This is a genomic window from Microbacterium sp. NRRL B-14842 (assembly GCF_050470785.1).
The window spans coordinates 616,259-634,961 of the sequence record NZ_JBFLUM010000001.1 but is presented as its reverse complement, the minus strand read 5'-3'; the positions used below and the strand labels follow the sequence as shown (position 1 = coordinate 634,961).

Here is an 18,703-nt window from a genome sequence, read left to right as displayed (position 1 = left end):
CGCTCAAGCCTACTCGGCGGGCGCTGGGAGACCCCGCTCCGGTCGGGGGATGACGACGGCGACGGCCGTGACCGCGATCCCCTCGCCCCGCCCGGGGAACCCGAGACCGTCCGTCGTCGTGGCCGTGACCGTCACCGGGGCGCCCCCGAGCGCCGCCGACAGCGCCGCCTCGGCCTCCCCGCGGCGTCCGCTGAATCGCGGACGGTTGCCCTGGAACTGGACGGACACGTTGCCGATCGCGAACCCCGCCTCCGCCAGGAGCTCCCCGGTGCGGGAGAGGAAGACGTCCGCGTGAGCCCCCGCGTACTCCGGATGGGCCGTGCCGAAGTGCTGCCCGATGTCGCCGAGCCCTGCAGCCCCGAGCAGCGCGTCGACGATGGCGTGGGCGACGGCGTCGCCGTCGGAGTGCCCGGAGAGCGCGGGCTCCCCCGGCCATTCCAGCCCCGCCAGCCACAGCGCCCCGTCGCCGCCGAAGGCATGCACGTCCGTGCCGATCCCCACGCGGGGAGCGTCGACCACGACCGCCGACGGCCGCGCCGCCGCGGAGGGCGCCCCCGGAGTCGTCGCCACGAGGAGGCGCGCGCGCTCGAGGTCGGCGGGGGTGGTGATCTTGAACGAACGCTCCGAGCCGGGCACCAGCCGCACCGCATTCCCGGCTGCGGCGAAGAGCGCGGCGTCATCCGTGTACTCGGCGCCCTGGGCTGTCGCCTCCGCGTACGCCGCTTCCAGCAATCGGCGCGGGAATCCCTGCGGCGTCTGCGCGGCCGCGAGCTCCGCGCGATCCACGGCGCCGACGACGAGGCCGTCGGCCACCCGCTTGAGCGTGTCGACCACGGGCAGACTCGGCACCGCTCCGGCGTCGCCGACCACGGCCGCCGCCACGGCATCGATGACGGTAGGCGGCGTGAGGGCGCGGGCGGCATCGTGCACGAGCACCGTCGTGATGTCTCCCCACAGGGCCGCGAGTCCGGCGGCGACGGACTCCTGCCGCGTCGCTCCTCCCGTGACCACGCGGCCCAGGTCGGCGCGATCGCCGGCAGCCGCCAGCAGCTCCGTCTGCGCGTCACCTTCGTAGCCCGACGGGGCGACCACCACGACCTGCATCGGGGCCGCCGCGAAGACACCGTCGAGGGCATGCCGCAGGATCGTGCGCCCGTCGATGCCGACGAAGGCCTTGGGTGCCCCCGCCTCGAGACGGGTGCCGGAGCCGGCGGCGACGACGATGATCGCGGTGTGCGGGACGGGGAGGATGCTCACAGCTTCACGTTACCCGCGGGAACGACGAAAGGCGGGTGCCGCAGCACCCGCCTTTCGTGGAGGACGTCTCAGGACGCGAGGACCTCGTCGAGCAGTGCGCCCGCCTTGTCCTCATCGATCTTCTCGGCCAGCGCCAGCTCGGAGATGAGGATCTGCCGGGCCTTGGCCAGCATCCGCTTCTCACCCGCGGACAGGCCGCGGTCCTGGTCACGGCGCCAGAGGTCGCGCACGACCTCGCTCACCTTGATGACATCGCCGGACGCGAGCTTCTCCAGGTTCGCCTTGTATCGGCGCGACCAGTTGGTGGGCTCCTCCGTGAACGGCGCGCGCAGCACCTCGAACACGTGGTCGAGGCCCTCCTTGCCGATCACGTCGCGAACGCCGACGAGGTCGACGTTCTCAGCCGGGACCTCGATGATGAGATCACCCTGCGTGACGTTGAGCTTCAGGTACTTCTTCGCCTCGCCCTTGATGATGCGCTCCTTGACCTCGATGATGGTCGCAGCGCCATGGTGCGGATAGACGACGGTCTCGCCAACCTCAAAAAGCATAAAAACATGTCCTTTCGGCAACCTCAAGGATACCACAGGGGATATGCGCTAAGGTTCGCGCTCCCTGTTCCCTGCGCGCTCCGGACTTACCCATAGAATGGGGAGGGATATCCCGTCGGACCTCAGGAGGACCCGTGAAATCGCGCCTTGTCGCGTCTGCCGCCATCAGCGCCCTCGTTCTGCTCGGCGCGACCGGGTGCACGTTCATCACCCCTCAGGCGACGAAGACCGAATACGCCGCCTCCGACGGCGTGAACGTCTCCGATCAGGACGGCCCCATCGCCGTGCGCAACGCCCTGATCATCGCGAACGAGGACGGCTCGGTCGGCAACTTCGTCGGCGCCGTGGTCAACCCGTCGCAGGACCGCGCCACCCTCACGGTCTCGCTGGAGGGCGGCGACCCCTTCCAGATCACCGTCCCTGCCGGCGGAAGGATCAGCTTCGGCGCCGACGAGGAGCCCGTGGAGATCACCGGCCTCGACACGATGCCCGGCGCGACCGTCGCGATGCACTTCCAGTCCGGCGACTCCGCCGGTGTGACGACCGAGATCCCGGTCCTCGACGGCACGCTGCCGTACTACTCGGACCTCGCTCCGCAGGACTGAGTCCGCAGACAGATAGAAGAGGCCGGCACCCGCGGGTGCCGGCCTCTTCTATCTGTCGTCAGCCCTCGAAGCGATATCCCAGGCCGCGGACGGTCACGAGCATCACCGGCTCGCTGGGGTTCTCCTCGATCCGCGAGCGGATGCGCTTGATGTGGACGTCGAGCGTCTTGGTGTCGCCGAAGTAGTCGCTCCCCCAGACGCGGTCGATGAGCTGGCCGCGCGTGAGCACCCGACCGGAGTTGCGCATCAGCACCTCCAGAAGCTCGAACTCCTTCAGCGGCATGTTGATCTGCTCGCCGGCGACCGACACCGTGTGCCGATCGATGTCGAGCGAGACGCGCCCGCCCTCCAGCACCCGTTCGTCCAACTCTCCCTCGGCCTGCACGACGCGTCGCAGCACCGCCCGCATCCGGGCGAGGAGCTCCCGCGACGAGTAGGGCTTGGTGATGTAGTCGTCGGCGCCGAGCTCGAGCCCGACCACGATGTCGACCTCGGAGTCCTTGGCGGTCAGCATGATGATCGGCACGGCGGACGTCGAACGGATCTGACGGCACACCTCGGTCCCCGGCATCCCCGGCAGCATGAGATCGAGCAGCACGATGTCGGCGCCGCGCTCCCGGAACGCCGTCAGCGCACCGGGACCGTCCTCGGCGATCTCGACCTCGTAGCCCTCCCGGCGCAGCAGGTAGGCGAGGGGGTCGGCGAGGTCGGGCTCGTCTTCGACGAGAAGGATGCGGGTCATGCGGTCTCTCCGTTTCGGACGCGCGTCGCCCCGGTCGCGGGGGCGCCCTTGCGTGCGCGCTTCTTCTTGCTCTTCTTGCCCTGCCCGCTGTTCGCGGGGGCGTCGATGCGAGGCAGGCGGATGGTGAACGTCGATCCTCGGCCGGGGCGCGACCACAGCCGCACCTCTCCCCCGTGCCGCTGAGTGGCGTGCTTGACGATGGACAGCCCGAGGCCGGTGCCGCCGGTGCGCCGCGAGCGGGCTTCGTCGGCACGGTAGAACCGCTCGAAGATGCGCTCGCGATCGGCCTCGACGATCCCGATGCCCTGGTCGGACACGGCGATCTCCACGACGTCGTCGTCCGCCTTCACCCCGACGCCCACCCGGGAGCCGCGGGGCGAGTAGACGATCGCGTTGGCGATGAGGTTGCCGACGGCCTCGATGAGGATCTGCGCGTCGCCGCGGACCCACACGCCGCGGTCGCCGCCGCGGGCGAGTTCGACGCCGGCCGAGTCCGCCTGCACGACATGGGCCTCGATCGAGGAGGCGATGACCTCGTCGATCGAGACGGGCGCGACCTCGGTCAGCCCGTCCTCCGCCTGCAGCCGCGACAGGCTCATGATGCGCCCGGTGAGCTGGCCGAGCCGGCCGGCCTCCGCCGAGATCCGGGAGGCGAACGCGCGGACCTGAGCGGGATCGTCGGCGGCGGACTCGATGGCCTCGGCGAGCAGGCTCACCGCGCCGACGGGCGTCTTCAGCTCGTGGCTCGTGTTGGCCACGAAGTCGCGGCGCATCTGATCGAGGCGCTCCTGCTCAGTCACGTCCCGGATGATGAGGAGCACGAGGCGCGTGCCGATCGCGCTCGCCCTGGCCGACACGAGTCGGGGGTCGAGACTCAGACCGCCGCGGGTGATCCGCATCGAGGCGGTCGCCGTCTCCCCCGTCGAGCGCACACCGCGCACGAGCTGCCGGAGCTCCGGATTGTCGAGCGTCGACCCGACCTCGATCCCGAAACGCGCCGCGGCCTTGGAGGTGGCCAGCACGAGCCCCGAGACGTCCACGACGCACGCGGCATCGTCCATGCTGCGCAGCACGTCGGTGATCCCGGTCGGGATGACCATCGAGGTCTCCTCCTCCGCCCGCGCTCGGGCGCGGTACGCCCAGACCACGAGGAGCGAGAGGCCCACGCCGATCGCCAACCCGATGGCGAGGGAGGACAGCGCGAGCTGCGGCAGGGTCATGACTCCAGCGTAGAGCGCGTTCACCGTCGATCCGGCGGGTTTCCGCGCCATCACGGGGAGCGGAGACGTACTATTCACTCGCTGGGCACCGTTCGTTAACCTTCGGAGCAGACAATCGCTTCAGGCCTGCGCGCGCGCAGTCCTCCCCCATGCGGACGCCCCGCCGCCCCGCGCTGGACCGTCAGCCGGGATCCGAACGAAAGGTTGCGCCCACCATGCGCGAAGTCTTCCACCAGTCCCTCGAGGACCTGCAGTCCCGCCTCGTCGAGATCGCCGAGCTCGTGACGGTCTCCATCGACAAGGCCACCCGCGCCTTCGCCACGAGCGACGTCGCGCTGGCCGAGGAGGTCATCGCCGACGACGCCAAGATCGACGAGCTCGCGGTCGCGCTGGACGAGCAGGCCATCGAGATCCTCGCCCGGCAGCAGCCGGTTGCGCGCGACCTCCGCATCGTCGTCACGGCGCTCCGCGTCAGCGCGTCCCTGGAGCGGATGGGCGACATGTCCGAGCACATCGCCCAGCTCGCGCGGCTGCGGTTCCCGGAGCGCGCGATCCCGAAGGGCCTCAAGGGCACCTTCGTGAAGATGGGCGAGCTGGACGTGGAGATCTCCCGCACGCTCGCCGAGCTCCTGCGCACGCAGGACCTCAAGTTCGCGGACGCCATCCGCAACGCCGATGACGACGTCGACGAGCTGCACGCCAGCGTCTTCGAGAAGGTGCTCAGCGACAACTGGAAGGGCGAGGCCGTCGCCACGGTCGACGCGACGCTCGCCAGCCGGTACCACGAGCGGTTCGCGGACCACGCGGTCGCCGTCGCCAAGAAGGTCGTCTACCTCGCGACGGGTGACTGGCACGTCGAGGAGGAGGACATCGCCCTCGCGGTGGAGCAGCAGGAGCAGCTCGGTCACGCCTGACCCGAAACCCCGCCTTACCGCCGAGACCCCCTGCTGCAGGCGACTGCAGCAGGGGGTCTCGACGTGAAACCGGGGTCTCGGTTACTTCTTGCCCTGGGCGGCCACGGCCGCGGCACCGGCGGCGGCGGCCTCCGGGTCGAGGTAGCGGCCGGGACCGGTCGGCGCGTTGTTCTCGTCGAGCTCGTACACGAGCGGGATGCCGGTCGGAATGTTCAGGCCGGCGATGTCGTCGTCGCTGATCCCCTCGAGGTGCTTGACGAGGCCGCGCAGCGAGTTGCCGTGTGCCGTCACGAGCACGGTCTTGCCGGCTTCGAGGTCGGGGACGATCTCCGCGTCCCAGTACGGCAGGAGGCGGTCGATGACGAGCTTGAGCGATTCCGTGCGCGGCACCTCGCCGTCGATGCCCTCGTAGCGGGCGTCGCCCACCTGGCTGAACTCGCTCGCGTCGTCCAGCGGGGGCGGCGGGACGTCGAACGAGCGGCGCCACAGCTGGAACTGCTCCGGGCCGAACTCCTCGAGGGTCTGTGCCTTGTCCTTGCCCTGCAGAGCGCCGTAGTGACGCTCGTTGAGGCGCCACGACCGCTTCACCGGGATCCACAGCCGGTCGGCCGCATCCAGCGCGATGTCGGCGGTCTGGATGGCCCGGCTCAGCAGCGACGTGTGCAGCACGTCGGGCAGGATGCCTGACTCGGCGAGCAGCTCACCGCCGCGACGGGCCTCGCCCTTGCCCTGCTCGGTCAGGCGGACGTCCACCCAGCCGGTGAAGAGGTTCAGTTCGTTCCACTCGCTCTGGCCGTGGCGGAGCAGGATCAGGGTGCGCTTCGCAGTCATGTCGCCAGTTTATCCGGGGGCGCGGAGCGGGCGCAGCGGCGGAGGAGGGAGGATGGACGCATGGCGTCATCTCCCCTCGGTCGGCCGACCCGCGGCACGACCGGGACGAACCGGCTGCGTCGGAACGACCGGTGGATCGCCGCCTCCCCCGCCTTCCGTCGCGCCGCGGACCCGCTCGTCGTCGACCTCGGGTTCGGGGCGAGCGGGGTGACCGCGTTCGAGCTGGCCGCACGACTGCGACGAGTGCGGCCGGACGCGGAGGTGCGCGGTCTGGAACTCGATCCGGAGCGGGTGTCCACCGCAGAGCAGCAGCTCGGCGAGGTCCGAGCCGGCCGGACTCCATTCCCCGCCGACCTCCGCGTCTCCTTCGCCCGCGGCGGATTCGAGGTGCCGCTCCCTGACGGCCGGCGCCCCGCCGTCATCCGGGCGATGAACGTCCTGCGGCAGTACGACGAAGCCGAGGTCGCGGGCGCCTGGCGGACGATGGCGCACCGCCTCTCGCCGGAAGGACTGCTGGTGGAGGGGACCTGCGACGAGATCGGGCGCGTCGCGAGCTGGGTGGATGTCGATCCCGTCGGCGCTCCCCTCCGTTTCTCCATCTCCCTTCGCCTCCGCGGACTCGAGGTCCCGAGCATCGTCGCGGAGCGGCTGCCCAAGGCCCTCATCCATCGCAACGTCCCCGGCGAGCGCATCCACGCACTGCTCGTCGACCTGGACCGGGAGTGGGAGCGCGCCGCTCCCCTGTCGACCTTCGGAGCCACGCAGCGCTTCCTCGCCGCGGTGGCCGCACTGCGCGCGCAGGGCTGGCCCGTGCAGGGCGGACGGAGCCGCTGGCGACTGGGAGAGCTCACCCTGCCGTGGGAGGCGGTGGCACCGGCCTGACCGGCGCCCGTCAGCTCAGACTCCGGCGTCGCGGGGATCCGGCGCTGTGGGACGGCGGGACAGCCGCGTCAGTCGCGGCACATCCGCGGTGGCGCCCGCGTCCGCTGGCACGATGATCTGCTGGGACGCGGCGATGTCGATCCCTTCGGCGCGGACGACGAGGTCGCCGACGGGGGCGCGGCGGGACAGGAGAGCGAGGGCGATCGGCCCGTCCTCGTGATGCCGCGCGGAGGAGGTGATGTGCCCGACCTCGTCATCACCCGCGAACACCGGAGCACCGGGTTCCGGAAGCACGGCGTCGCTGCCGTCGAGCTGGAGCAGTGCGAGACGCCGCGGCGGATGCCCGAGGTTGTGCACCTTCGCGACCGTCTCCTGGCCGCGGTAGCAGCCCTTGTTCAAGTGCACGGCACTGCGGAGCCAGTCCGACTCGTGCGGTAACGACCGCTCGTCGACCTCGGCTGCCCAGCGCGGACGCCAGGCGGCGATCCGCAGGGCCTCGGCGGCGAGCAGCCCGGCGACGTCCTCGCGGTCGAGGTCCGCGGCGAGTGCGCGCGCCGCCGTCTCGGGCACGATGCCGATCCGCCAGGCGAGGTCCGCCCCGGGGTGGGAGGGCACCGCGGCGTACTGGTGGCCGCCCACGCTGATGCGCTGCCAGGGGTCGACCCACACCCGCACACCGTCGAGGCCGCGCACGCGGTCGGCAGCGGAGCCGCCGTCGACGAATCCGAGCAGCGCGAGGTCGGGGCGCAGCTCGACGGTGGCCTGGGTGCGGAACTTCATCCGTGTCAGCCACCTCGCGAGTCCCTCGGCGTCGCCGGCGTCCGCGAGGAGCCAGGTCGAGATGCCGTCGTCGAGGACGCCGGCCGCGTGCTCCACCCGCCCCTGCGGGTCGAGCACGAGGAGCTCGGTGCTCTCCCCTGCGCGCAAGCCGCTCACCGCCTGGGACGTGATGGAGTCGAGCCACGGGAGGCGTTCGGGGCCGGACACCTCGATGACCGTCCGGTCGTCGAGGGGCGCGATGGCCGTTCCGGTTGCGAGACGCCGCTGCTCGCGGAAGGGGTCGCCGAAGTGGGCGATCCCGCGCTCACCCGTGATCGCTCCGGGGACGCCGTCGAAGACGCTGCTGCTCACGGTGTGCTCCGTTCAGACGCGGGCGAGACGCGCCGAGGCGTGCGCCCGCAGAGGTGTGCCGAGGGCCGCGATGTCCCACGCCCACAGCAGGTGCCCGTCGACGAGCCCGTACATCCGCGAGGCGGAGGCGTAGTCCTTGGCACCGGCGCCGCGCACGATGGCGTCGGACGAGAGGTCGACACGAGGACCGTTGATCTCACCGACGTAGTACTCGAGCATGCCGTCCGAGCGGGCCAGCGACACCTCGAGCGGGAAGGCGCCGTTGGGCGATCGCAGCGTCTCGACGTCGTCGACGGTGCGGGTCACGGGCGTCGCCGTCGGCGGGAGCAGGGCGGGACCTGCATCGGTCGCCGCAGCCGGTCGCGCCAGTCGCCAGAATCCGGACTCGGCGGTCAGCGGGACGGCGGGTGCGGCTTCATCGCCGACGAACGTGGCGGTCGCCGCGTAGTTGAGGAACGGTCCGCCGTCATGGCTGAAGCTCACGCGATGGGTGAACTCCCCCTGCAGCCGCTCCTCCCCGACGGGGTAGTCGATCACCCCGGAGCCCTCCCACACGCCGATCAACCACGCCAGCGGGGCGAGGTCGGCGGGGAGGTCTGTGGGGAGCTCGATCACGATGTCGTCAGCGCTGGCCGCGGAAGAGGTTGCGCAGCACCACGGCCGAGACGAACACGATCGCGAGGCTCGCCAGGCCCAGCAGGCCGATGAAGAAGATTTCGAGCGCCATGATGTCCATGACCTCCACCTTACCCCCGGCGATCCGGCTCAGGCAGGGATGAGGGCGGCCAGGCCGAAGCCGACGGAGATGATCCCCATCAGCAGCAGGGAGCCCGTCACGCTGCTCGCGACGCGGAAGATGAAGCCCTGCGTGCGGCCGTACCAGAGCTGCACCGCGAAGGAGAGGAGCACGACCGCACCGAAGCCCACGAGCATCCAGGGGATCCGCCACTCCTCCGGAGCGAAGATCCCGATGACGATGCTGCCGACGAACGCGGTCGCCCAGACCGCGATCACGCCGGTGAAGGCGTTGCGGGGCGCGAGAGCCGGTTCTGACATGTCACCATTCTTGCGCATCGGCGGCCGCTATCATGGCGGCACGGCGTCGATCCCCCCGCCGGTGAGGAGTGCGCGTGGCCCTGGTGCTGGTTCTGACCAATGCTCCGCTCTCGGAGCAGGTGCTGCCCGCCCTCGAGCTGCTGAGTCATCGCACGCGGCAGATCCCCGCCGAGCCGGCCCAGCTCATCAACGCCCCGGAGTACGACATCGTGATCGTCGACGGCCGTCACGACCTCGTCGGGGCGAAGTCGCTGTGCCGTCTGCTGCGGGCGACCGGGCAGGATGCGCCGCTCCTGCTCGTCGTGACCGAGGGCGGCATGAGCGCACTGTCGGGCGAATGGGGCATCGACGATGTGCTGCTGTCCACCGCCGGCCCCGCCGAGATCGACGCCCGCGTGCGCCTCGCGCTCGCCCGACGGGACGAGGTCGCGGAGCCGGCGCGCGTGCAGGCCTCCGGGGTCACGATCGACGAGCAGTCGTACTCGGCGAAGCTGCACGGGCGACCGCTCGACCTCACCTACAAGGAGTTCCAGCTCCTGCACTTCCTCGCGACCCATCCCTCGCGGGTGTTCACCCGTGAGCAGCTGCTGAGCGAGGTGTGGGGGTATGACTACTTCGGCGGTACCAGGACCGTCGACGTGCACGTGCGGCGGCTGCGCGCCAAGCTCGGCGATCAGGAGCAGATCATCGGCACGGTGCGCAACGTCGGTTACCGCTTCAACGTCTACGAGGACGACAGCCTGGTCGGCTCGCGCTGACCGCTGTTCACACGTCCGACACCTGCCGGTGCTTAGATGTACCCCATGATCGATCCCGCACTCGCCGACGCCGGCCTCGGTGACGCCGAAGACGACGACTTCGACGACGCCGTCGAGGCGCCGGACTCGCAGCTCCCCGACCACCGCTATCTGGACCGCGAGCTGAGCTGGCTCGCGTTCAACCAGCGCGTGCTGGAGCTCGCGGAGGATCCGTCGCTGCCGGAGCTGGAGCGGGCGAACTTCCTGGCGATCTTCGCCAGCAACCTCGACGAGTTCTTCATGGTGCGTGTCGCCGGACTCAAGCGGCGCATCATGACCGGTCTCGCCGTGCCGACCAACATCGGGCGCTCCCCCGTCGACGCCCTCGCCGACATCTCGCGGGAGGCCCACGCGCTCCAGCTCCGCCACGCGGACGCGTGGACGACGCTCGTCCGTCCCGCTCTCGCCGACTCCGGCATCGAGATCACCGAGTGGTCCGATCTCACCGACGACGAGCGCCGGGCGCTGTCGGACTACTTCGGGGCGCAGGTCTTCCCGGTGCTGATGCCGCTCGCGGTCGACCCGGCGCACCCGTTCCCGTACATCTCCGGCCTCTCCCTGAACCTCGCCATCCGCATCCGCAACGCGCGGACCGGCCGGCAGGAGTTCGCGCGACTCAAGGTGCCGCCCATGCTGCCGCGCTTCGTCGAGGTGCCGGGCGGCGGCGAGATCAAGCGCTTCCTGCGGCTGGAGGAACTCATCGCCAACCACCTCGGCGACCTCTTCCCCGGCATGGAGGTGCTCGACCACCACGCGTTCCGCCTCACCCGCAACGAGGACGTGGAGATCGAGGAGGACGAGAGCGAGAACCTCATCCAGGCACTCGAAGCCGAGCTGCTGCGTCGTCGGTTCGGCCCTCCGATCCGGCTCGAGATCACCGATGACATGGACGATGTCACCATGGACCTGCTGGTCCGGGAACTCGACATCACGGACCTGGAGGTCTATCGCCTCCCTGGTCCCCTCGACCTGCGCGGCCTGTTCGACCTGTCGCGGATCGACCGTCCGGACCTGCGGTACCCGCCGCACCTGCCCACCACCGCCGTCGCCTTCCAGCCCGCGGGGTCGAGCAACCGAGCCGACATCTTCAAGGCGATCCGCAAGTCCGACGTCCTCGTGCACCACCCGTACGAGTCCTTCACCACGAGCGTGCAGGCGTTCCTCGAGCAGGCCGCCCGCGACCCGCACGTGCTCGCCATCAAGCAGACGCTGTACCGGACCTCCGGAGACAGCCCCGTCGTGCAGGCCCTCATCGACGCGGCCGAGGCAGGCAAGCAGGTGCTCGCGCTCGTCGAGGTGAAGGCGCGATTCGACGAGGCGAACAACATCGTGTGGGCGCGCAAGCTGGAGAAGGCCGGCGTGCACGTGGTGTACGGCCTGGTCGGCCTCAAGACGCACTGCAAGCTCGCCCTCGTGATCCGCGAGGAGGACGGCAAGCTCCAGCACTACTCGCACGTCGGCACCGGCAACTACAACCCGAAGACCAGCCGCATCTACGAGGACTTCGGGCTGTTCACCGCCGACGCCCAGGTCGGCAAGGATCTCACGCGGCTGTTCAACGAGCTCAGCGGCTACGCGATCGAGAAGAAGTTCAAGCGTCTGCTCGTCGCCCCGCTCCACCTCCGCAAGGGCCTCGTCCGGCTGATCGACGCGGAACGCCGGATCGCCGAGTCGGGAAAGCCCGCGCACATCCGCATCAAGGTCAACTCGATGGTCGACGAGGAGATCATCGACGCGCTGTACCGCGCCAGTGCCGCCGGGGTGAAGGTCGACGTGTGGGTGCGCGGCATCTGCAGCCTGCGGACCGATCTCGACGGGATCAGCGACAACATCACGGTCCGCAGCATCCTCGGCCGCTACCTCGAGCACTCCCGCATCTTCACGTTCGAGAACGACGGCGACCCGCAGGTGTACATCGGCAGTGCCGACATGATGCACCGCAACCTCGACCGTCGCGTCGAGGCCCTGGTGCGGGTCACCGACCCCGCGCACCTCAAGGAGCTGACCGCCTTCTTCGACCTGGCGATGGACGACCAGACCTCGTCGTGGCATCTCGGCCGCGACGGAGTGTGGGAGCGCCACGCCGTGGATGCCGATGGCAAGCCGCTCGTCGACCTGCAGGATAAGACCATGGGGATGATCCAGCGACGTCGTCGGGCGCGGGCGGTTCGATGACGGCGCGGCAGGTCCAGCTCCCGGCGTCCGCGGCGGACACGAAGTGGGCGGACAAGGCCGTGTACGCGGCCGGGGCCGTCGTGTGGCGTCTGGTCGACGGCAAGCTGCGCATCCTGCTCATCCACCGCACCAAGTACCGCGACGTCACCCTCCCGAAGGGCAAGGTCGACCCGGGCGAGATGCTCGCGGAGACCGCCGTGCGCGAGGTGCACGAGGAGACCGGCATCCGGGTGGCACTCGGCGTCCCCGTCGGGATCAGCCGCTATCACCTCGCGTCCCGCAAGCAGAAGGTCGTCCACTACTGGGCGGCCGAGGCCACGGATGCCGCGATCCGCGCCTCGACGTTCGTGCCGAACCGCGAGATCGCCGCCCTCGAGTGGGTCAGCGTGAAGAAGGCGCGTGCCGCGCTGAGCTACCCGGTGGACCTCGAGATCCTCGATGCGTTCGCGGCGCTGGTGGACGACGGCGTGCTGCGGACCTTCCCGGTGATCGCCCTCCGGCACGCGAAGGCCCTGCCCCGGTCGGAGTGGGACAAGGCGGACGCGGCCCGGCCGCTCACCGACCGCGGGAAGCGGCAGGCCAAGGCCATCGTCGGACCGCTCCGCGCTTTCGGCGTGCGCAAGATCGTCACCAGCGACGCGGTGCGCTGCGTGCAGACCGTCACCCCGCTCGCCAAGGCCCTGGACCGCAAGCCGGTCCTCACCGAGAAGATCAGCCAGGACGCATGGGAGGACGGCGTCGCCGACCTCCGTTCCGTCGTCGGTCGCCGCATCCGTGCCGGCAAGCCCGCGGTGCTCTGCAGTCACGGCCCCGTGCTCCCCGCGCTCCTCTCGGAGATCGCCCTCGCGACCGGCACCGTGCACGGCTCCTACGTCAGCAGCGCCGCCGATCTGGAGACCGGCGCGTTCTCCGTGGTGCATGTCTCGGCGACGAACCCCGGCTCCGGCATCATCTCGATCGAGACCCACGCGCCGAAGGTCTGACCCCTCCCTCGTTCGAGTCGCTCACGTGGCTGCATCCGGGCCGGGGATGGCGCACAGTGGGCGATTCGAACGGAGGAGGCGCCCCTGGGACCCGCACAACGACGGGGATCGGCCCCAGAGAGTCGCTGGCCGTTCACCTGCCGTTCACCTGCGCGGGAGAGTCTCGTTAACCGTCGCCCCTAGCGTCACTGTGTGCCCTGCACCGGGCCCCACCCCTCCAAGATCGAAGGATCCACAGTGAAGATCTCCCGAATCGCACGAATCGGCGCCATCGGCGCCGTCGCCGCTCTCGCCCTCGCCGGCTGTGCCGCGAACGAAGGCGGAACCGGCGGCTCCAGCGAAGAGCCCTCGGAGTCCACGCTCTCCGGCACGATCGACGCGACCGGCGCGTCCTCGCAGACCGCAGCCCAGGAGGCCTGGGTCGCCGCATTCCAGACGGCCAACCCCGACGTGACGGTCAACTACGAGCCCACCGGCTCCGGCACCGGCCGCGAGAACTTCCTCGAGGGCGGCAGCAACTTCATCGGCTCCGACCGCGCGTTCAACGACGAGGAGATCGCCGCCGGCGGCTTCGGCGCCTGCACCACCGACGACATCGTCGAGGTCCCCCTCTACATCTCCCCCGTCGCGGTCGCCTTCAACCTCGAGGGCATCGACACGCTGAACCTCGACGCCGCCACGATCGCGGGCATCTTCGCCGGCACGATCACCAACTGGAACGACGAGGCCATCGCGGCCCTCAACGACGGCGTCGAGCTGCCCGACCTGGCCATCTCGCCGGTGCACCGCTCCGACCCTTCCGGCACGCAGGAGACCTTCGCCAAGTACCTCAGCGCGACGGCCCCCGACGTCTGGACCTACGAGGTCTCGGACGAGTGGCCGATCCAGGGCGGCGAGGCTGCTCAGGGCACCTCGGGTGTCAAGCAGGCTCTCACCGCCGGCAACGGCGCCATCGGCTTCCTCGACGCCTCGCAGGCGGACGGCCTCGGCCAGGTCGCCGTGGGCGTCGGCGAGGACTTCGTCGCCTACTCGGCCGAGGCCGCCGCGAAGCTCGTCGAGGGCTCGCCGCTCGCCGAGGGCCGTGGCGAGGGTGACCTCGTCTTCGACGTCGACCCGGCCGCTGCCGCGGACGGCGCCTACCCGATCGCCCTGGTCAGCTACCTCATCGGCTGCGAGCAGTACGAGGACAGCAACGTCGCGGAGCTCGTGAAGGAGTACTTCACGTACGTCGCGAGCGCCGAGGGCCAGGATGCCGCCGCGGAGAACGCCGGCAGCGCCCCGATCTCGGACGGCCTGCGCGAGCAGGTCCAGGCCGCGATCGACCTGATCCAGGTCGGCTGATCCTGCCGATCCACTGACGACGGTGCCCCCGCGTCCCCGAGCGGGCGCGGGGGCTCCGCCAGGTCAGCACCCGATCCATCTCCACCCGGCCCGAGACAGGGAGATCATGAGCACGACCGCGCAGGAGCCGACAACGGCACCGGCACCGACCCCGGCGCCGCCCACACCGATCAAGGCCAAGCAGCGCCTCGGCGACCGGGTCTTCTCCGGCACCGCGCTGGCGGCCGGCATCATCATCCTGGTCGTGCTGGCGCTCGTCGCCGCCTTCCTCGTCATCCAGAGCCTGCCGGCCTTCCAGCTCGACACCACCGACAACCACATCCTCCGGGGCGAGTCGTTCTGGGTGTACGTGTGGCCCCTCGTCTTCGGCACGCTCTGGGCGTCGTTCATCGCCCTCCTGATCGCCGCGCCCATCGCGATCGGCATCGCCCTCTTCATCTCGCACTACGCGCACCGCCGACTCGCCGCCTTCCTCGGCTACATCATCGACCTGCTCGCCGCGGTGCCCTCCGTGGTCTTCGGCCTCTGGGGCGGCCTCGTGCTCGCGCCCATGCTGCAGCCGATCTACGTCTGGCTCAACGAGAACGCGTCGTGGGTGCCGTTCTTCGGTGGTCAGGTCTCCGCGACCGGGAAGACCATCCTCACCGCCGCCCTCGTGCTCGCCGTGATGTGCATCCCGATCATGACCGCCATCTGCCGCGAGGTCTTCCTGCAGACCCCGAAGCTCCATGAGGAGGCGGCCCTCGCCCTCGGCTCCACCCGCTGGGAGATGGTCCGCATGGCCGTCCTCCCCTTCGCCCGCGGCGGCATGGTGTCGGCCGCGATGCTGGCCCTCGGCCGCGCACTCGGCGAGACCATGGCCGTGACGATGGTGCTCTCCCCCTCCGCGGTGGTCAGCTTCCTCGTGCTCACCGCCACCAACCCCACGCCGATCCCCGCCAACATCGCGCTCGCCTTCCCGGAGGCGCACGGCACCGGCGTGAACACGCTGATCGCGACCGGCCTCATCCTCTTCGTCGTGACCTTCGCGGTCAATGCGGTGGCGCGCTGGATCGTCGCCCGCCGCGCCGAGTTCTCGGGAGCGAACTGACATGACCGCCCTCACCAGCGCTCCGCCCTCCGCGAGCACCACCGCCCTCACCTCCGGCCGTCTTCCGAAGTGGGCGCCGTGGGCCCTTCTCGGCGTCTCCTTCGTCGTGTCCGCCGCGGTCTTCGGCGTCGCCGCCGCCGGGTCCGACACCCCGCTCGCCGACTTCAACGTCGCGGGCACCGTCATCGTCGGCATCCTGCTCTACATGGTGATCATCACCGTGATCTCCTCCATCGCGGAGAGCCGCCGGAAGGCCGTGGACCGCCTGATGACGGCCCTCGTCGCCACCGCCTTCCTCATCGCCCTGCTGCCGCTGATCTCGCTGCTGTGGACCGTGGTGGCGAACGGCATCGAGCGCTTCGACGCCGAGTTCTTCTCCTACTCGATGCGCAACGTCGTCGGCGACGGCGGCGGCATCGTGCACGCGATCTGGGGCACCGTCCTCATCACGCTCACGGCCACGATCATCTCGGTGCCGGTCGGCCTGATGACCTCGATCTACCTCGTCGAGTACGGCCGCGGCAAGATCGCCAAGGCCATCACGTTCTTCGTCGACGTGATGACCGGCATCCCCTCGATCGTCGCCGGTCTGTTCATCTACGCGGTGTTCGCGCTCCTGATCCGCCCTGGCATCTCGATGGGCTTCATGGGCGCGCTCGCGCTCGCGGTGCTGATGACCCCGGTGGTGGTGCGAGGCAGCGAGGAGCTGCTGCGGATCGTTCCGAACGAGCTGCGCGAGGCCTCCTACGCCCTGGGCGTGCCGAAGTGGCTCACGATCCTCAAGGTCGTGCTGCCCACCTCGATCGCCGGCATCATGACCTCGGTGATGCTCGCCATCTCCCGCGTGATCGGCGAGACCGCCCCGCTGCTGCTCACCGCCGGCTTCACGCAGAGCCTGAACACGAACATCTTCGACGGCCAGATGATGACCCTCCCGGTGTTCGCCTACAACCAGTACATGAACCAGGGCACGAGCCCGGACGCCGCCGTCGCGCGCGCCTGGGCCGCCGCCCTCACCCTCATCCTCATCGTCATGGTGCTGAACCTGCTCGCGCGCCTGATCGCGAAGCTGTTCGCCCCGAAGGTCAACGGCCGCTGAGCGCCCGACCACTCAGAATAGGAATCCACGTGTCCAAGAGCATCGAAGTCAACGACCTCAACGTCTACTACGGCAACTTCCTCGCGGTCGAAGGCGTCTCCCTCGACATCCAGCCGCGCAGCGTCACGGCCTTCATCGGCCCGTCCGGCTGCGGCAAGTCCACCTTCCTCCGCACCCTCAACCGCATGCACGAGGTCATCCCCGGCGCCCGTGTGGAGGGCGAAGTGCTCCTGGACGGCAAGGACCTCTACGGTGCCGGTGTCGACCCCGTGCTCGTGCGTCGCCAGGTCGGCATGGTTTTCCAGCGCCCGAACCCGTTCCCGACGATGTCGATCAAGGAGAACGTGCTCGCGGGTGTGAAGCTCAACAACAAGCGCATGTCGAAGAGCGAGCAGGACGACCTCGTCGAGAAGTCCCTCACCGGCGCGAACCTGTGGAACGAGGTCAAGGACCGCCTCGACCGTCCCGGCTCCGGACTCTCGGGCGGCCAGCAGCAGCGCCTGTGCATCGCCCGCGCGATCGCCGTCTCCCCCGAGGTGCTGCTGATGGATGAGCCGTGCTCGGCGCTCGACCCCATCTCGACCTACGCGATCGAGGAGCTGATCGGCGAGCTGAAGAACGAGTTCACGATCGTGATCGTCACGCACAACATGCAGCAGGCGTCCCGAGTCTCCGACAAGACGGCGTTCTTCAACATCGCCGGCACCGGGAAGCCCGGCAAGCTCATCGAGTACGACGACACCACGAGCATCTTCACCACCCCGTCCGTCCAGGCCACCGAGGACTACGTCTCCGGCCGCTTCGGCTGACCCGCACTCTTTCGACCTTCGGGCCCGGACGCCTCGCGTCCGGGCCCGAACCTGCCCCCCGCCCGACCCCGGGCCTGTCCCCGGCCCCGTCCCCGGGCCCCTCCCCAGGCACAACTTCGGAGATGCCGCGCGACACGCCGTCGCCCGGGCTCCGGCCACGGCGTGTCTCCTTCGATCTCCGAAGCTGTGCACGGGTCGTGACTCCTGCACAGATCGCGAGTCGGGAGGATCGTCCACAGACGGTGGGCTACGAGTCGAGTCGCGGCCGGGGAGGCCGAGACGGCGCGAATGATGGCGGGATGTGCACGGGGCGAGGGACGCAGGTCTGGACGTATGCCGTGCTCCGCGCCCGGCACGGACGACGGCAGATCGAGCGTCAGGTGCGCGGCGGCACCCTCCTCCGGGTGCGGCGCGGGGTCTACGCAACGGACCGCGCCTGCGTGGAGGTCGTGACCGCCGCCGCCCACGGCGGGGTCCTCGGCTGCGAGTCCGCAGCGCGGCATCTCGGGCTCTGGGTGCTCGACGAGCCGGCCCTGCACGTCTGGATGCACCACGACCGCCACCAGTATCCGCACGAGGACTGCCGGTGCGTGACGCACTGGGATGCTGCGACGTCGAGCAGTGCCTTCGAGCAGCCGGGGGTGCCCCTCGTGCTCCGGCAGATCTACGGCTGCCGAGGGCCGGAGGCGTTCTTCGTCGCTGTGGAGTCCGCCCGCCGGCTCGGACTCATCGACGAGGTCGGGCTGCGCCGGCTCGGCGACCGGCTCGGAGCCGAGGGACGCGACCTCATCGCGTTCTCGCGTGCCGACGCCGACAGCGGGCTGGAGTCTCTGGTGCGGCTGCGGATCCGGCGGTATGGGTGGCGCGTGCGGACGCAGGTCGGCGTGATGGGAACGGGCCGGGTGGACCTCCTCATCGACGGCTGGCTCATCATCGAGACCGACGGACGCGCCAACCACGAGGAGAGCTCGCTCCGGCACCGCGATCTGGTCCGCGATGCGACCGCTGCAGGCTGGGGTCACCCCACGCTCCGCTTCGACTACGCGATGGTCCTCCATGACTGGGCCCTCGTCGAGCGCGCCATCGTCGAGACCATGCGTCGCCGCCCCTGACCTCGGCCCAGCATCTTGCCGCCCTGTGCCGTGCACAGCTTCGGAGATCATCGAGGACACGCCGGTCTCGGGCGGTGAGTGTCGGGGTGTCGTCCGGCATCTCCGAAG

19 protein-coding genes are annotated in these 18,703 nt (G+C 70.1%); 11 read left to right on the top strand and 8 right to left on the bottom strand.

Annotation, left to right across the window (positions count from 1 at the left end; all coding sequences use genetic code 11):
- Positions 1 to 9 precede the first annotated feature (9 nt).
- Positions 10 to 1,257 (bottom strand): 2-C-methyl-D-erythritol 4-phosphate cytidylyltransferase, encoded by a 1,248-nt coding sequence (gene ispD / locus AB1285_RS03215; RefSeq protein WP_259951409.1) that lies wholly within the window; start codon positions 1,255 to 1,257, stop codon positions 10 to 12.
- A 68-nt stretch (positions 1,258 to 1,325) separates the two neighbouring features.
- Complete coding sequence (locus tag AB1285_RS03210; RefSeq protein WP_045255828.1) at positions 1,326 to 1,808, bottom strand: CarD family transcriptional regulator; 483 nt, start codon at positions 1,806 to 1,808, stop codon at positions 1,326 to 1,328.
- A gap of 134 nt (positions 1,809 to 1,942) precedes the next feature.
- Between AB1285_RS03210 and AB1285_RS03205 the strand changes: the two genes are divergently transcribed.
- Entirely contained in the window at positions 1,943 to 2,413 is a 471-nt protein-coding gene (locus tag AB1285_RS03205; protein WP_187662084.1) for a DNA modification methylase, read from the top strand.
- Positions 2,414 to 2,471: 58 nt separating this feature from the next.
- On the opposite strand, the gene AB1285_RS03200 is transcribed toward AB1285_RS03205, so the two are convergent.
- Both AB1285_RS03200 and AB1285_RS03195 read right to left on the bottom strand, forming a co-directional pair.
- A complete protein-coding gene (locus AB1285_RS03200) occupies positions 2,472 to 3,155 on the bottom strand; it encodes a response regulator transcription factor (RefSeq protein WP_071328841.1) in 684 nt (227 codons plus the stop codon).
- A complete protein-coding gene (locus AB1285_RS03195) occupies positions 3,152 to 4,375 on the bottom strand; it encodes a sensor histidine kinase (protein ID WP_268776745.1) in 1,224 nt (407 codons plus the stop codon). Before AB1285_RS03195 ends, AB1285_RS03200 begins: the two co-directional genes overlap by 4 nt.
- A 215-nt stretch (positions 4,376 to 4,590) precedes the next feature.
- On the opposite strand from AB1285_RS03195, the gene phoU reads away from it, so the two are divergent.
- A complete protein-coding gene (phoU, locus tag AB1285_RS03190) occupies positions 4,591 to 5,289 on the top strand; it encodes a phosphate signaling complex protein PhoU (RefSeq protein WP_187662086.1) in 699 nt (232 codons plus the stop codon).
- A gap of 81 nt (positions 5,290 to 5,370) precedes the next feature.
- Here the strand turns inward: phoU and AB1285_RS03185 are convergent, their stop codons facing one another.
- Complete coding sequence (locus tag AB1285_RS03185) at positions 5,371 to 6,120, bottom strand: phosphoglyceromutase (protein ID WP_101848551.1); 750 nt, start codon at positions 6,118 to 6,120, stop codon at positions 5,371 to 5,373.
- Positions 6,121 to 6,180: 60 nt separating this feature from the next.
- Here AB1285_RS03185 and AB1285_RS03180 point away from each other — a divergent pair, with 60 nt between their 5' ends.
- The gene (locus AB1285_RS03180) at positions 6,181 to 7,002 is read left to right on the top strand and encodes a class I SAM-dependent methyltransferase (protein WP_187662087.1); all 822 of its coding nucleotides are present in this window, start codon (positions 6,181 to 6,183) and stop codon (positions 7,000 to 7,002) included.
- A 15-nt stretch (positions 7,003 to 7,017) separates the two neighbouring features.
- On the opposite strand, the gene AB1285_RS03175 is transcribed toward AB1285_RS03180, so the two are convergent.
- From AB1285_RS03175 to AB1285_RS03165, 3 genes are all read right to left on the bottom strand, one after another.
- Positions 7,018 to 8,133 (bottom strand): YgfZ/GcvT domain-containing protein, encoded by a 1,116-nt coding sequence (locus AB1285_RS03175; protein ID WP_370428400.1) that lies wholly within the window; start codon positions 8,131 to 8,133, stop codon positions 7,018 to 7,020.
- Positions 8,134 to 8,145: 12 nt separating this feature from the next.
- Positions 8,146 to 8,748, bottom strand: coding sequence for an FABP family protein (locus AB1285_RS03170; RefSeq protein ID WP_187662089.1), 603 nt, complete (start codon positions 8,746 to 8,748; stop codon positions 8,146 to 8,148).
- 150 nt (positions 8,749 to 8,898) lie between these two features.
- Complete coding sequence (locus tag AB1285_RS03165) at positions 8,899 to 9,189, bottom strand: hypothetical protein (RefSeq protein ID WP_187662090.1); 291 nt, start codon at positions 9,187 to 9,189, stop codon at positions 8,899 to 8,901.
- Positions 9,190 to 9,263: 74 nt separating this feature from the next.
- Between AB1285_RS03165 and AB1285_RS03160 the strand changes: the two genes are divergently transcribed.
- The 8 genes from AB1285_RS03160 to AB1285_RS03125 all read left to right on the top strand — a co-directional run bounded on the left by AB1285_RS03160 (position 9,264) and on the right by AB1285_RS03125 (position 18,595).
- The gene (locus AB1285_RS03160; RefSeq protein ID WP_060923071.1) at positions 9,264 to 9,947 is read left to right on the top strand and encodes a winged helix-turn-helix transcriptional regulator; all 684 of its coding nucleotides are present in this window, start codon (positions 9,264 to 9,266) and stop codon (positions 9,945 to 9,947) included.
- Between the two features lie 45 nt (positions 9,948 to 9,992).
- Positions 9,993 to 12,161: an RNA degradosome polyphosphate kinase gene (locus AB1285_RS03155; protein WP_187662091.1), complete on the top strand. Its 2,169-nt coding sequence runs from the start codon at positions 9,993 to 9,995 to the stop codon at positions 12,159 to 12,161.
- The gene (locus AB1285_RS03150) at positions 12,158 to 13,144 is read left to right on the top strand and encodes an NUDIX hydrolase (protein ID WP_366237590.1); all 987 of its coding nucleotides are present in this window, start codon (positions 12,158 to 12,160) and stop codon (positions 13,142 to 13,144) included. The genes AB1285_RS03155 and AB1285_RS03150 overlap by 4 nt, the downstream gene beginning before the upstream one ends.
- Positions 13,145 to 13,381: 237 nt before the next feature.
- Positions 13,382 to 14,485: a phosphate ABC transporter substrate-binding protein PstS gene (locus AB1285_RS03145; RefSeq protein ID WP_187662093.1), complete on the top strand. Its 1,104-nt coding sequence runs from the start codon at positions 13,382 to 13,384 to the stop codon at positions 14,483 to 14,485.
- 106 nt (positions 14,486 to 14,591) lie between these two features.
- Positions 14,592 to 15,575, top strand: coding sequence for a phosphate ABC transporter permease subunit PstC (gene pstC, locus AB1285_RS03140; protein WP_187662094.1), 984 nt, complete (start codon positions 14,592 to 14,594; stop codon positions 15,573 to 15,575).
- A 1-nt stretch (position 15,576) separates the two neighbouring features.
- Positions 15,577 to 16,674: a phosphate ABC transporter permease PstA gene (pstA, locus tag AB1285_RS03135; RefSeq protein ID WP_292794903.1), complete on the top strand. Its 1,098-nt coding sequence runs from the start codon at positions 15,577 to 15,579 to the stop codon at positions 16,672 to 16,674.
- Between the two features lie 29 nt (positions 16,675 to 16,703).
- Positions 16,704 to 17,483, top strand: coding sequence for a phosphate ABC transporter ATP-binding protein PstB (gene pstB / locus AB1285_RS03130; RefSeq protein WP_025104291.1), 780 nt, complete (start codon positions 16,704 to 16,706; stop codon positions 17,481 to 17,483).
- A gap of 299 nt (positions 17,484 to 17,782) precedes the next feature.
- Positions 17,783 to 18,595: a hypothetical protein gene (locus AB1285_RS03125; protein ID WP_268776740.1), complete on the top strand. Its 813-nt coding sequence runs from the start codon at positions 17,783 to 17,785 to the stop codon at positions 18,593 to 18,595.
- The last annotated feature ends 108 nt before the right edge of the window (positions 18,596 to 18,703 follow it).

Excerpts from the sequence above, each read along its gene's own strand:
- AB1285_RS03150 (WP_366237590.1), top strand. The coding sequence starts at position 12,158 with ATGACGGCGCGGCAGGTCCAGCTCCCGGCGTCCGCGGCGGACACGAAG.
- AB1285_RS03185 (WP_101848551.1), bottom strand. The coding sequence starts at position 6,120 with ATGACTGCGAAGCGCACCCTGATCCTGCTCCGCCACGGCCAGAGCGAG.
- pstC (WP_187662094.1), top strand. The coding sequence starts at position 14,592 with ATGAGCACGACCGCGCAGGAGCCGACAACGGCACCGGCACCGACCCCG.
- phoU (WP_187662086.1), top strand. The coding sequence starts at position 4,591 with ATGCGCGAAGTCTTCCACCAGTCCCTCGAGGACCTGCAGTCCCGCCTC.
- AB1285_RS03125 (WP_268776740.1), top strand. The coding sequence starts at position 17,783 with ATGTGCACGGGGCGAGGGACGCAGGTCTGGACGTATGCCGTGCTCCGC.
- AB1285_RS03155 (WP_187662091.1), top strand. The coding sequence starts at position 9,993 with ATGATCGATCCCGCACTCGCCGACGCCGGCCTCGGTGACGCCGAAGAC.
- AB1285_RS03165 (WP_187662090.1), bottom strand. The coding sequence starts at position 9,189 with ATGTCAGAACCGGCTCTCGCGCCCCGCAACGCCTTCACCGGCGTGATC.
- AB1285_RS03195 (WP_268776745.1), bottom strand. The coding sequence starts at position 4,375 with ATGACCCTGCCGCAGCTCGCGCTGTCCTCCCTCGCCATCGGGTTGGCG.
- pstA (WP_292794903.1), top strand. The coding sequence starts at position 15,577 with ATGACCGCCCTCACCAGCGCTCCGCCCTCCGCGAGCACCACCGCCCTC.
- AB1285_RS03210 (WP_045255828.1), bottom strand. The coding sequence starts at position 1,808 with ATGCTTTTTGAGGTTGGCGAGACCGTCGTCTATCCGCACCATGGCGCT.
- AB1285_RS03180 (WP_187662087.1), top strand. The coding sequence starts at position 6,181 with ATGGCGTCATCTCCCCTCGGTCGGCCGACCCGCGGCACGACCGGGACG.
- AB1285_RS03200 (WP_071328841.1), bottom strand. The coding sequence starts at position 3,155 with ATGACCCGCATCCTTCTCGTCGAAGACGAGCCCGACCTCGCCGACCCC.